Raw genomic sequence first — 12,878 nt, forward strand, 5'->3', positions numbered from 1 at the left:
GGGGTGATCGCCCTGCCGCGTCTGGGCCCTGTGTTGGACCGCTTTCGATGGCTTTTGCGCACCCGTTTTTATTCGGCGCAAAGTAACCCTTTGGAACGATGTAGCGGGAGGTTTATACTTGTTATAATTTTCAGACGGATGTAATCTGTCAGACTCTCTCTCAATGTTAGAACCCCATGCCCCAAGTGGTGCTCCACCTTCGCGATTGTCGAAGGTGGTGATGCTCTCCGCAGTCTTGTTGTCGCTGGCGGCTTATGGGATCAGCCAGACGGGGGTCAGCGTGGGGGTGATGCGGTTCCTGGACAACTTTCACTGGACGCTGTGCTACCTGGTGGCCGCCTGGCTGGGCTGGCAGGGGATGAAGACGGCTGTTTCTCCGGAGGAGAAGAGTGTGCGTCGCTGGTTCGCCTGGGGCCTGCTGGTCAATGCCGGTGGGCAGATCATCTGGGACCTCCAGGTGGTGACGGGGTGGAACCCGTTTCCCGCACCTGCGGACGTACTTTATTCTGCACTGGGGCCATGCTGCGCTGTAGGACTCTGGCAGTGCCTGCGGGCCAATACTTCCAAACCCGAACTCCGGGTGGCCACCCTGGACGCGGCGGCGCTCGGGGTCGGGGCCACGGCATTCGTCCTTACGCTCTATCTGCCCAGCCAGGGGGAGATGGGGCCGGTGCCGCTGCTCCTGCTGGTGGCTTACCCGGCGACGCTGCTGGGCGCACTGTGGGTTGGCGTGGTTCTAGCCCTCACGCTGCGGCTGTTGCCCCGGGCTTCCTGGTTGATCTTCCTGGCGGCGCTTGCAACCACCGGGATGGTGTGGATGCAGTGGAACATCCTGCAACTGCAGGACAAGCTGGCAGACGGCACCTGGTTCAACCTGTGTTTTTCGCTCTCCATTCTCGTGCTCGGCTATGGTGCCATGACGTGGCGGGTTCAGGGACTGTTTCATTCCCGGATGGAGCGCCCGTGTGAGGTGGCGTTGCGCATGCTGCCGCTGGTGCTGGTGATGCTGGCCGTCATCAGTGTGGTGATGGCGGAGACCTTCCGGCAGTTCTCGCCTGCGGTGCAGATCTCAGTGGACATCGCGTCCGCGCTGGCGGTGGTATTGATCATCTGGCGTCAGAATGTGATGGTCTCAGAGCGTGACCGCCGTCTCCTGGTGGAACAGCGCATGCGCGAGAGTGAGGGGCGGTACCAGTCGCTTTTTGAGTCCTCCCTGGACGGCATCTTCATCCTTAATGGGCAGAAGTTCGTGGACTGCAATGAGCGCGCCCTCCAGCTGCTAGCCTGCGGTCGCGAAAAAATCATCGGCCGCTTGCCGCTTGATATCTCTGCGGAACGGCAGCCTGATGGCAGGCTGGCGCGGGATGTTGTGGCGGAGCATTTCAGTGTGGAGGAGAAAGGCGCCCGGCGGCCCTTCGAATGGCTTGTAAAACGTCCGGACGGCAGCCTCTTTGACGCAGAGATCAGCGTCAATGCCCTGCACGTCGGTGGCCGCACCATTGTGCAGGCTGTGGTGCGGGACATCAGTGAACGCAAGCGGGCGGAGGAGGCCCTGCGCACCAGTGAGGCGCGTTTCTCCAGCTCCTTTGAGTCCGCGGCCATTGGCATGGCCCTGGTGGGCACCGACGGCCGCTTCCTCAAGGTCAATGCCGCGCTCTGCGCCATGCTCGGCTACACGCCGGAAGAGTTGATGGAGAAGACTTTTCAGGAAATAACCCATCCTGACAACCTCCCGGCGGACATGGCCCTGCTGCGCAAGACCCTGGCGGGCGACCGCAACAGCTACCAGATGGAGAAGCGCTACATCCACCAGGGCGGGGCAGTGGTGTCAGCCCTGCTCTCCGTCTCCCTCGTGCGGGATGGCAAGGGCCGGCCGCTGCACTTTACCGCACAGATCCAGGATGTGACCCAGCGCAAGAAGCTGGAGGATCAGTTCCGCCAGTCGCAGAAAATGGAGGCGGTGGGCCAGCTCGCCGGCGGGGTGGCCCATGACTTCAACAACATCCTCACTGTCATTCAGGGTTATGCCTCGTTGTTGCAGTCGGGGCACATTTCTCCGGCGGACGGTGTGCGGGAGATCTCCGCCTCCGTGGAGCGTGCCTCCAGTCTGACACGGCAGCTCCTGACCTTCAGCCGGAAGCAGATCATGCAACCGCGTGAGCTGGACCTCAACGTCGTGGTGCAGAACATGATCACCCTGCTGAGGCGGACGCTGGGCGAGCACGTCACGCTGCTGGTGGAGGCGGACCCTCACCTGCCCAGCGTGATGGCGGATCAGGGCATGATGGAGCAGATCATACTGAACCTGGCGGTGAACGCACGCGATGCCATGTGCAAAGGAGGCACGCTCACGGTGCACACGGGCTCCGCGGTCATCACAGAAGAGGAGGCCCGGTTGCATGCCGACGCGCGGGTCGGCCTGGCAGTTCTCATCAAGGTGACTGACACCGGCTATGGCATTCCGGTGGAGAATCTGACCCGCATCTTTGAGCCTTTTTTCACTACGAAGGAAGTCAACCAGGGCACGGGCCTGGGCCTGGCCACGGTGCATGGTATTGTGCGGCAGCATGGGGGGCTGGTGCGTGTCTCCAGTCAACTGGGGGTGGGTACGGAGTTTCAGATCCTGCTGCCCGCATGTCGTGCCGCAGTGAAGGCACCTGCGAACCCTGTGGAGGCGGAGCCCAAGGCCAAGGGCGGGCATGAGACCATCCTCCTGGTGGACGATGAGCCGGCACTCCGTCTCGTCTCTAAAATGACGCTCAAGCATTTCGGCTATCATGTTCTCGAAGCTGGCTCCGGGCGCCAAGCCCTCAAAGTTGTGGAGGAACATCCCGAGCCGATCGACCTGCTTCTCACTGACATGGTGATGCCCGAGGGCATCAGCGGCAAGGACCTGGCAGACATGCTGCGCGATGCGCGACCGGACATGCGGGTGTTGTTCACCAGCGGTTACAGCGTGGAGCTCTTGAACCGCAACATTGCCCTTCCCGAGGATGTGTGGTTCCTGCCCAAACCGTTTACCACCCACAAGCTGGCCCACATGGTGCGCGAGTGTCTGAATGCGCCAGTGGGCGGGCGGGGGGATGTAAGCTGAAATGTAGTGCCAGGCTTTAGCCTGGCATGGGTTGATGGGGGCAGTGCGACTGACGAGCTGAAGCTCTGGACGACTCTGCTCCGCCCCAGAGCGGCTTCAACCCACTATCGGCAACCGCTCCAGGCACGTCCCCACCTGCCGCATCCGCTCCTGCACATCTCCCTGCACCTCCACCCACGTTGCCCCCATGGCGGAGAGTTGTTCCTCGTACCAGTCGTGCTGTTGCTGCCGGAACGCCTGGTCCCGGCGGGTGCCGTCCTGGTCGAAGGGGATGTCCGGGGCACAGAGCACGAACACGTCGTACTTCCGCTTTGCCAGGGCCCACAGGTCGGGTTCGGCCCTGCCGTGATCTTCCAGACAGTAGAACAAGGTGGTCAGCGGCGAGGTGTCGCAGAACAAATAGCGGTTCGCCCGGCCGGCGGTCTCTTCTTCCCGGGCCACCTGCACTTCGCCGATGTGCAGCAGGTCCTCATACGACAGGTGCCCGCCCTGGTTCACCCAGAGCTCCCGACCGTACTCCGCCACATGCAGCGTGTCGTGCTTTTGCGCCAGTGCGGTGGCCAGGGTGCTCTTCCCCGATGACTCTCCGCCCAGCAGGCAGATGCGTTTTACAAAGGAGGCATAAACCACGGGGGACAACCACTGCCGCAGGCCATGGGGATCTGCCCGCAGGGCGGTGCCGCTCACGGGCAGGACGCTGCGACCTGGATCCACCGGCACGTGAACCACCTCGCGATGCCCGGCATCGTATTCGCGAAAATAACGCTTGAGCTCCGCCGCGAAGCCGTCGCCATAGCTTTCGCTGGTGAACACGGCGTCCACGGTGGTGCGCAGCACCTCACGGCACACCTGGCCGACAAACCGGCGGTGCCGTGATTCATCGGGATCGTCATTGGGCGGCGGCACCAGCCCCCAGGGGTGGTCCGCTCCCAGCACGATGCGGGTGGTTTCTGGAAACAAACTCCCCAGCCACGCGGCCCGCTTCTCCGGCTCGCAACCGGGAAACTCCGGCACGGTATAGCTCAGCACCACGACGTTTTCGCATTCCTCCAGGGCACGGCGGATCACGGCCTCATGACCCTTGTGCAGCGGGCAGAACTTGCCCACTACGAGACCATGCTGAAAGCGGTGCGTGATCATGCGATAGCAGAGGCGGAGCCGTCCTCTGGAGTGGAGGCCGCTGCGGTGGCTTGTTGCCCCCGCAGCAGGCGATGCCAGTGCCGCAGGGAAATCACGGCATTGATCCAGAAGGCGAAGTACAGCCCTGCGGTGACATAGAGGCCGCGACTGGCAAAGAGCGGCACGGAGATCGTGTTCACCACCAGCCAGCACCACCAGTTCTCCACCCGGCGGCCCACCAGGAGGAACTGGGCCACCACGCTGAAGGTCAGCACAGTGGAGTCCCAGTAGGGGGCATAGGCATCGGTGTAGTGGTGCAGCATGAGCCCGTAGGCCCCCGCCACGGCCAGGGCCGCCATCACCAGCACCAGACCCATCATGGGCGGCGTGTGGCGGATCGGCAGCCCGGTTTGCGCCTGACCCTTGCTGCCACCGCGCAGCCAGCGCCACCAGCCCAGGGCACTGGCGGCGATGAAGAAGAACTGCAATGCCACATCGGCATACAGCCTCGCGTCATAGAACACCTGGGCAAACAGCGCGCAGCCCAGGATGCCCGTCCACCACGTGTGCACGCTGTTGCGTCCTGCCAGCAGGATGGACAGGGCGTTGACGGTGTTGGCGGCGATTTCCAGGATCAGATCCAGCTTCATGTGGTGGCAGGATCGGTGAGATCCGAGGTGTATTGGATGACCTTGCCATCCAGGAAGGCTTGTTGTTCAACATGGACACGCAGGCCGTCGCCAAGGAGCAATTGCAGGACCTGCCGCAGGTCGGTGTTCAGAGAGTCCATGCCCGCATGACGGAACGTCACCGTGCCGTCCGCTGCTTGATGCATGGTCCATTGGGGCAGGGCCAGGGGGCGCAGGGCGTGGGTGATCTCGATGTTGTTGATCCACGAACCCGAGGTGGTTCGATACCTCACAGGTGGCCTGCCCTGCAGGCCCACCAGCACCGGCTCCGGGCCGCTGAAGTCCAGCGCCGCGTGATCGCCGGTGCGATATCTCAGCAGCGGCAGACAGAAGTTGAAGCCGCCTGTCAGCGTCACCTCGCCGCGCTCGCCGGGGGGCAGCGGGCGGTCTTCGTCATCCAGGATCTCCACATACATGCGGGGTTGCAGCAGCACATGCCCGCCTGCGGCGGGATCTGCCACGGCGATGGGACCTGCCTCGTTCATGGAGTACAGGTCCAGCACCGGGCACTGGAAGCGTTCCTCCAGCCGCTGGCGCAGCCCGGGCAGCAGCGTCATGGAGGTGCTCAGGAGCGCCCTCGGTCGCCAGGTGACGGGCAGGGTGAGGAGCCCGGCAAAGGAGATGGGATCGCCCGTGTACACTTCCGCCTTCAGGTCATCCAGATACTTCGCCCGGTCCTCGGGATCGCGCCAGTCGTCCGGGTGCAGGTTGATCTTGGCCAGCCCCGCCTCATTCATCGTGGGCGTCACGGAGACATAGGTGAAGCACTTCTTCTGGTGACCGATCAGCACCACCCCCACCTCGCCCGCGCCCGCCAGGAGCGTGATGCCGAAGCGGCGCAGCGCCCGCTTGTGAAAGGCCAGGTACGAGGCCGCGACCACGGGGTGGGAGGCCAGCAGCAGGGGATGCCCGCTCGTACCGCTGGTGCGGAAGTTGATCATCCGCTCCACCGGCACGCTGTCCGGCACGAAGGCGGCGATGTCCCGGCTCAGGTCTGCGCGGGAGAGGGAGGGAATGTCCTCGAACCTCGCGGGTGGCGCACCTTGCCTGCGGTAGTGCGGCACATCGGCATAGGTGCTGGCGGTGAACTCCTCCAACCAGCGGGGCGGTTCCCCTGCACGCCAGTCGATGGCGGCCGCGGCCACCTCGCTTTCAAAGGACCGCACGTGCGCCACCTCCTCGGGCAGGAGACGGTTGCCGCTTTCATTGCGGTAGAGAGGGCCATGCGGGTGCTCTTTCAGAAAGCTCAGCAGGCGCTGCCCCGTCGGCGTCAGGGTGGGGTAGCGGTCCAGGTCGGTGGGCTGGGGATCGGCGTCCATGCGGAGAATTTATTCGCGGGTGTATTTGTCGGCCGATTCCTCCGCTGCCTTCTTCGCCAGCGCCTCGCGGATGGCCCGGGCCCGCAGCTCGGCAGCCCGGGCGGCGGCAATGACGCGGGCCCGCTCTGTGGCGCTCAGGCTGGTAAGGCGGTCCTGAGCCTGGGCGGGCGACTCGCCCTCGGGGCGGAAGTCCAGCCGTGCCAGGGTGATGCGGGTGATTTCCTCGCTCCGATCCGGGTCGGTGAGGAAGGCGCCCGCCACTGTCTGCTCCGCCAGCTCCCGGGCCGTGCCTTCCAGCAGGGGCAGGAGTGTCCCGGCGCTGAGCTGGCGTTTGAGGAACCAATCATCCGCCGCCAGCCAGGTGAGCAGCAGGGTGACGGCCAGCCGGTTGCGGTCCTGAGAGGCGTCCTTGCCGGTAAAGGCCTCCATGTCTGGGGGCGTGGGGGCAGCACCGTGCAGCCGCAGCAGATCCGCCACCACGGAGTCCACATGCACGCGTCCCTTGGAGCCGATCTTCGGTTCATCCAGAAACTCAGCCGGCGTCTCTGCGAGCCGGTGCAGCAGGGTTTCGAGCGGGGGGCCTTCGTGGGTCATGGGGCTGGGGCAATGATAAATTATGAATTATGAATTAGAATGCGGAATGCGGAATGCGGAATGCGGGGCGGGATCAAGGCTGAACTCATCACCCATAACTTCTGACGTCTGCCTCGACAGTCGTGAACTTCGCACAAACCTGGGTGCTGTGACAGTCTTCGCAGGCGGCGGCACGGTGACTGCGGCGCAGTTGACGAAAGCGGTCCGGCAGGGACAACAGATCCCCTGTCGTATGCAAGGCTGAGATGGGCACGCCATAGGCCTGCGGCGTGTAGCTACAGGGGGCGATGCGGCCGGCTTCATCTATGAAGAGAAAGCTCTCTCCCGGTTGACAGTCTGCCACGGGCAGATGGCGGCCCTGGGCGGTCATGGCCAGCCGGTGCAGATAGGCAGCCCCGCCCAGCAGGCGCACTCCTTGATCAGCCAGCTGCTGCTGCCAGCCAGGCCAGCGGGCGGTCAGCCAGTCCACCTGGGGCGGGAGCAGCCGGTGGGCCGGGTAATACTCCGGCCGGTCCAGACCGCCGAGCTGGTTGCAGGTGATTTCCTCGATGCGCCAGTCCGCGAGACTCTGGCAGAGCGCGGGGAAGGCGGTCACTGTCTCCCGGAAGAGCACCACATTCGCCCGCAGCAGGGGGCCGTGGCCCGTGAGGTGTTTCTGCCGCACCAGGGCCTGCACGCCGGTGCGCAGGCGGTCATGCAGCCCGGCTTGTCCACGCAGGACATCGTGCAGGGCGGCAGGGCCGTCCACGCTCACCGTCAGCTCGGTGTAGTATTCCCGGAGATGGGCCTGCACTTCGGCGCGATGCAGGGTGGTGCCGTTCGTCGTCGTGCTGAGGCGCAGGTTCAGATCGTCCCGGCAGTGGCGGGTGAGCGCCTCCAGCGGCTTCCACAGCAGCGGTTCTCCGCCCAGCCAGCTCAGCAGCACCGGGCGGCCCGTGGCCTGGGACCAGTCGGCCAGCACGGCGGCAAAACGGCGGATCTCTGCCGGATCCGCCACGCCCCGCGGGCGCTCCAGCCGGGCATCATAGGCACAAAAAGGGCAGCGCAGATTGCAGCGCTCCGTCACGCGCCACACCACCACCAGGGGATCTTGCGAATCTGACGCCAGCGGGTTCACAGGTGAGTGGGTGGGCGCGGGGCACCGTTGGCGGCGGTTCCGCTGATGGGGGTTCGAGGTCGCACAGGCCGGGCGGTCTGCGGGCCCCGGCCGTAGTGCTGCCGGCTGAAGGCCCGGGCAAAGGCCACCAGATCCTCCCAGGTGGCCACGCGGTGCACGTTCCAGCCTTGTTCATCGCGCGCCTTCTTGATGGCGGCAAACGAGGGATAGGTCGCTGCATGCTGTTCCCAGCCCTGGGCCAGGTTCAGCACCATGGTGCCGCCGCCGCGCGCCTTCTCCAGCGCCATGGCGCTCACGTCCCAGCCGGAGTTGCCCTTCTCATCCTGTTGGAAGAGCGTGTCCACCCCGTCGTCCGAGATGATGAGGATGTGCGCGGGCCGGGCCTCGGGTGGGCGCGGGCCAAAGGTGTCGCGAAGCTGGTGGATGGGGAAGGCCGTGCCTCCGCCGAAGTAGCCGGTGAGCACGCGCAGGATGGACACTTCATCCCGCACAAAGCCCGGGGTCGTGATGTATTGCTGCTTCCAGCTCCACAGGGTGGCCTGCACGCGCGCGCTGGTGCGCAGGGCGGAGAGGCAGATGATCGCCCCCGCCAGGGCCGGGTAGGAGATGAGTCTCTGCGGATTGGCCATGGAGCCGGAGCTGTCCACATAGATGTCCAGATCCAGCGGTTCCTTGCGCGGCTCCACGCCCTCGCTCTCCCCCCAGATGCGCTGCACCGTGGTCACACCCGGGATCACCGTGGGGCTGATCAGCACACTCTGCATCCAGTCCAGCGCATCCATGGGATCGCCCAGTGCCCAGGGCTCCAGCCCCTCTGGCAGCGGATCGGAACTGCGGGGCAGCTCCCGCGTGGGAAAGGGGATGAGGTGAGGCAGCGCCTGTTCGCGGTAATAACGCACCGCAGCATCGTGATCGCTGATGGGCACCCCGGCGGCGCGCAGGAGCTCGCCGTATTCAAAGGGTTGCCGGGCCTGGCCGCGCGCCTGCTGATTGGCGGGCACCATCGAGGGCAAAACATCCTCCCCAGCCTCAGTGTCCGCGTCCGCCCCCGTGGACTCGCCGTTCAGTTCCGGATCCAGCGCGGGATGGATCGCCCCCTCCTTCTCGCCCGGTTCCATTTCCGTAAGCCCGGTGATCTCGCCACCCACGGCCGCGCCCTTGGTGTCGAAGAACTTCTCCAGCAGCTCCTGGGACTTCTTGTCCTCCAGCAGATGCGGCAGGAGCAGCGCGGCAAAACGGCCGCTGCCCTGGAGCCAGTCGCGGGAGTACACGCGGATGAGCCGAGCGCCCAGCCAGGCGTCGCCGTCCGTGCGGTCATCCACCCGGCCTGCCAGGGTGCCGCGCTCCAGCCGCCAGAGTATTTCATAGATCCGCATGTAGAGCTTCCACACCGCGCCATCGGCGGAGCCCTCCTGTTGTTTGCGCATGCGGCGGTACACCTCATCCATGCGCAGGCCCGCGCTGCGTTGCAGGCGGTCGTTGATGAGCAGGTCCGTGTACAGATTGGCCACCATGGGGGCCTGGTGCTCCAGGGTGGGCAGGCCCCAGCGCATGCGGGAGAGCATGCGGCCGTGGTCGGTGAGGTTGGCCGGGGCCAGCACGTGGTGGCCGATCTCGTGCGCCAGGATCTCGACCCCCAGGTCCGCCACATCAGAGGCCAGCACCTCCGTCAGACTCACCACCACCGCCTGGTCCACCAGGCGGATCATCGCAAAACTCCCGGCCAGCCCCTCGCGGCGCTCCTCTTCCGGCGTCAGGCAGAGCCGGGGCGGGCTCAGCCGGGTGAAGCGGCTCCACGCCTCCAGCGCGGCGGGCCATTGCTCCACCCACCGGAGGCGCAGGGCCTCCAGTTCCTGGGGAGGGCACCAATGCGGCCTGCGTTTCATGGTTCGTCGCGGTCTTCCCCTCCGTGGCCCGGCACGGCGTAGAGCAGCACCGCATGAGTGAGGGCTCCAGTGATGGCCACGGTGTGGTCCAGCCGCGCCACGCTGGTCACGGGGCCGATGTCTTGTGGCACCTCCACCCCCGCGGGCACCTGGGGGATCTGCGGACGCGTGGCGGCCAGCTCCTCCGGAGTGGCCCGGTGGAAGGTCGCGCCAAAGGCGTCCGCCGTCAGCAGCCAGCCGTCAGGGCCGCTGCGCACATAGATCTGGTCCTGCGCCACCACCAGACGCGGAGGTTCAGGAAACAGCCCGCCGAATCCGCTGAAGGCGCCCGTGCGCCGCATGAGGCGCGGGGCGGCCAGATCATTCGGGCTGGAGTGGTCGCGACCGTTGTTTCCCAGTCCCCGGGGCCAGCGCCCGTTTTGCAGGCGCTGGCGGATTTCCGGCCAGATGGCGACGGCCTCTCCGGCAGTCTGGGAAGAACCCGTTTCATCGCCCTGCCTCTCCGGCACGGTCAACGCCGCCAGCGCCAGCGCCGGGGGCAGCAGGTCCGCCACGGCCAGCGCGCTCTCCCGGTAGTGGGCCAGTCCACAACGCCAGGCCGCCACCTGGCCTGCTTTGAGGAAGGTCTCGGGCGATTCTGCCAAGGGGGCGAGACGGGTCAGAATTCCCAGCCAGTCCCGTGGCCGGGCCCCGGGCACGGTGCCCAGTTGATGCGCAGCATTGCTCAGGGCGCCGATGACCTCACGAGGCGCGGCCGTCACGTGCTGCTCCGCCCCGGGCAAGACCTCGTCCCAGAGTTGCTGGATCCACGGGTGCCGGGCCTGGGCTCCCACCAGTCGTTGGGCCACCAGCTCCAGGCCCACCTCATAGCCCGCCTGCGCCACGGCCACCGCAGCCTCCGGGTTCGTGGAGTGAACCCGCACCACCAGCGGATCCAGCGTGGACCGCAGGAAGTTTGAGAACGACTCCGCCTCCAGCGCCGGGAACTGCTTCTTTGCCAGGGCATACTGGGCATTGAACTCCTCGCGACCGGACTTGAGGATGGCGGTGAAGGCAGAGGAAACCATGAAGAAAGAATTAGGAATTCTGAATTAGGAATGATGAATGGCCTGCTTCAGGCACTTCAGCTTCACATTGAGATTCTTCGGTTCACCGACGCGCAAGGCTGAATCACTGAACTACTGAATTACTGGTTTACCGAGTTACCGAATTCACCGGGTCTTCAGCCAGCGCAGGTAGTTCGTGTAACGCTGGTGCAGGTATTTCAGTTTCAGCATGTCGTCGTAGAGATGGCCGTACAGCTTGTTGCCCCGGGCCCAGTCGGTGATGAGGCGCTCGATCTTCACGAGGCGGGAGGCCACTTCGGATTCGGCCACGCCGTCCAGCCCCAGGCGGAACTCGCTGGCCAGTTGCGCCACGGGATCGTCGCGATCCAGGTTCAGGCGGTCGTACTCCGCACAGCTCAGGTCGAAGACCCGGCGCAGCCAGCCCACCCGGTCGGAGCGGAAGGCGGTGTTGCCCGGGCTTTCGAAGAACGGCGCATCCACGTCCTGCACGAGCTTGTCGAACAGCACAAACGGCAGGATCTGCCGCAGGTCCTCCAGCTCCACTTCGGGATTCCCACGGAAGTAGGCGATCGCCTTGGCGTAGTGGATGATCGTCATGAGCGCGCGGACAGAGAGACCGTTGCGCGTCTGGCAGCCCAGGTCCTTGATCTTGTCCCGCCCCGTGTCGCGGGCGGTGAGCGTGGCCCATTCCACCCCGGCCAGGCGGGCGGTGTCCTTCGTCTTGTACTCGAACTGCTCGCCTGCCACCTCGCAGAACTCGAACTGGCTGGTGAAGAACTCCAGCCGCCGCCGCACCTGTACCGGCAGCGCCACGGCGCGGATCTCATCCTGCAAGCGGTCGATCTCGGTCTCGGTGAAGATGATCTGCTTGGGCACGACTTCCTCGGGGCGGATCCTTTCCTCGATCCGTGTCACGAGATCAGACAGGAATCGGGGGTTGAAGGCCAGCGCCTGCACCACCACGTCGATACGGTCGCGCAACGCCTCAATCACCTGGTACGTGCCACCTCCCTGGTCGTCGTTCGCTGTCAGGAACCACGCCGCTTCCGGGCACTCATGGATTTGGTCCATGATCTCCGCGTAGTTGTCGCCCATCACCGTCAGCAGGGCGCTCTGCGTGCGGGTGGGGATGCGGTTGTATTCGTCGATGATCTTCACCCGCATGTCCAGCCAGCCGCGCCAGGCGATGCGGATGTCCTTGATGTCCTGGGCGTTCACCAGGTCCGCCGGCAGCGGGTTGCCCAGCAGGTCGGCGATGGTCATCTGCGGATGTCCATGCAGCATGGCCCGCCGCACCTCCCGCACCGGATAACCGCCCAGCACGCCCATGAGCAGGGCGCTCGCCGTTTTGCCCCGGCCTGGTCCGCCGATGAAGAGGCACTTGCGCCGCGTGGCGAAGGTCAGCAGCGGCAGCAGCACAAAGCTGGAGTAGCTCTGCGAGGAAGGGAGCGTCAGCCGGCTCTTGGAGTCGCCCAGCACAAAGGAGCGGGGCTGCTCCGTGTTGTACTCCACATCATAGTGCGGGCTGATGATCGCCGTGTTGACGATCCAGAAGTACGCCTGCCGCAGTTTCTCATCCAGCGGCAGTCCTCCGCCCGTGCCGGTCGCGGCGGTGTCGGACACCGGCCCCCGGTAGAGATCAGCCACATCAAACTGCCGGCTGACCGGGGCGGTGTGGGGGTTCGTAGGAGCCTGGGACAGGCGTTGAAAGAGATCTCGCAAGGCCATGGGGAGTCGGTTGTCGAGGGGGGGCTTGGCGTGAAATGCCGCGCCATGGGGGCGCAGCAGGGTTCGCCGTAATTCAACACGGAACGGCGGGCGGAGGCAAATGGGAAGCGTGGCTTCTCCAGATCGCCAACGGGACGGGAACACACCCTCCGCCGAACCTCGCGCTGCCAGACCACTTGAGGACGCCCCGGGCAAGGTAGAAGAGCCGTCCCGGCTCTTGGGAGCGCTGGGTGAGGGGGGGCAAGAACCGGACGGTTCTTCTACA

Annotated in this window: 9 protein-coding genes; 1 reads left to right on the forward strand and 8 read right to left on the reverse strand. The window is 65.3% G+C overall.

Annotated elements, in window-relative coordinates:
- Positions 1 to 163: 163 nt before the first annotated feature.
- Positions 164 to 3,094 carry a PAS domain S-box protein gene (locus VSP_RS38695; protein ID WP_081452330.1) on the forward strand — a complete coding sequence of 977 codons (2,931 nt, stop codon included), beginning with the start codon at positions 164 to 166 and terminating at the stop codon, positions 3,092 to 3,094.
- 96 nt (positions 3,095 to 3,190) lie between these two features.
- Here the strand turns inward: VSP_RS38695 and VSP_RS00420 are convergent, their stop codons facing one another.
- The 8 genes from VSP_RS00420 to VSP_RS00455 form a co-directional block, all read right to left on the reverse strand.
- Positions 3,191 to 4,234, reverse strand: coding sequence for an AAA family ATPase (locus VSP_RS00420; protein WP_009957985.1), 1,044 nt, complete (start codon positions 4,232 to 4,234; stop codon positions 3,191 to 3,193).
- Positions 4,231 to 4,863, reverse strand: coding sequence for a nicotinamide riboside transporter PnuC (gene pnuC, locus VSP_RS00425; RefSeq protein ID WP_009957987.1), 633 nt, complete (start codon positions 4,861 to 4,863; stop codon positions 4,231 to 4,233). The genes VSP_RS00420 and pnuC overlap by 4 nt, the downstream gene beginning before the upstream one ends.
- Positions 4,860 to 6,221, reverse strand: a complete 1,362-nt coding sequence (locus tag VSP_RS00430) for an AMP-binding protein (RefSeq protein ID WP_009957988.1) — start codon at positions 6,219 to 6,221, stop codon at positions 4,860 to 4,862. Before VSP_RS00430 ends, pnuC begins: the two co-directional genes overlap by 4 nt.
- 9 nt (positions 6,222 to 6,230) lie before the next feature.
- Positions 6,231 to 6,815, reverse strand: coding sequence for a hypothetical protein (locus VSP_RS00435; protein ID WP_009957989.1), 585 nt, complete (start codon positions 6,813 to 6,815; stop codon positions 6,231 to 6,233).
- A gap of 88 nt (positions 6,816 to 6,903) precedes the next feature.
- Entirely contained in the window at positions 6,904 to 7,932 is a 1,029-nt protein-coding gene (locus VSP_RS00440; protein ID WP_009957990.1) for a radical SAM protein, read from the reverse strand.
- Positions 7,929 to 9,818, reverse strand: coding sequence for a hypothetical protein (locus tag VSP_RS00445; protein ID WP_009957991.1), 1,890 nt, complete (start codon positions 9,816 to 9,818; stop codon positions 7,929 to 7,931). Before VSP_RS00445 ends, VSP_RS00440 begins: the two co-directional genes overlap by 4 nt.
- Positions 9,815 to 10,885, reverse strand: coding sequence for a hypothetical protein (locus tag VSP_RS00450; RefSeq protein WP_009957992.1), 1,071 nt, complete (start codon positions 10,883 to 10,885; stop codon positions 9,815 to 9,817). Before VSP_RS00450 ends, VSP_RS00445 begins: the two co-directional genes overlap by 4 nt.
- 144 nt (positions 10,886 to 11,029) lie before the next feature.
- Positions 11,030 to 12,613, reverse strand: coding sequence for an AAA family ATPase (locus tag VSP_RS00455; protein WP_009957996.1), 1,584 nt, complete (start codon positions 12,611 to 12,613; stop codon positions 11,030 to 11,032).
- Positions 12,614 to 12,878: the final 265 nt, after the last annotated feature.

The sequence above is a fragment of the Verrucomicrobium spinosum DSM 4136 = JCM 18804 genome (genome assembly GCF_000172155.1).
GTDB lineage: Bacteria > Verrucomicrobiota > Verrucomicrobiia > Verrucomicrobiales > Verrucomicrobiaceae > Verrucomicrobium > Verrucomicrobium spinosum.

Coding starts and splice junctions, on each gene's coding strand:
- VSP_RS00420 (WP_009957985.1), bottom strand. CDS start 4,234: ATGATCACGCACCGCTTTCAGCATGGTCTCGTAGTGGGCAAGTTCTGC.
- pnuC (WP_009957987.1), bottom strand. CDS start 4,863: ATGAAGCTGGATCTGATCCTGGAAATCGCCGCCAACACCGTCAACGCC.
- VSP_RS00430 (WP_009957988.1), bottom strand. CDS start 6,221: ATGGACGCCGATCCCCAGCCCACCGACCTGGACCGCTACCCCACCCTG.
- VSP_RS38695 (WP_081452330.1), top strand. CDS start 164: ATGTTAGAACCCCATGCCCCAAGTGGTGCTCCACCTTCGCGATTGTCG.
- VSP_RS00450 (WP_009957992.1), bottom strand. CDS start 10,885: ATGGTTTCCTCTGCCTTCACCGCCATCCTCAAGTCCGGTCGCGAGGAG.
- VSP_RS00445 (WP_009957991.1), bottom strand. CDS start 9,818: ATGAAACGCAGGCCGCATTGGTGCCCTCCCCAGGAACTGGAGGCCCTG.
- VSP_RS00455 (WP_009957996.1), bottom strand. CDS start 12,613: ATGGCCTTGCGAGATCTCTTTCAACGCCTGTCCCAGGCTCCTACGAAC.
- VSP_RS00435 (WP_009957989.1), bottom strand. CDS start 6,815: ATGACCCACGAAGGCCCCCCGCTCGAAACCCTGCTGCACCGGCTCGCA.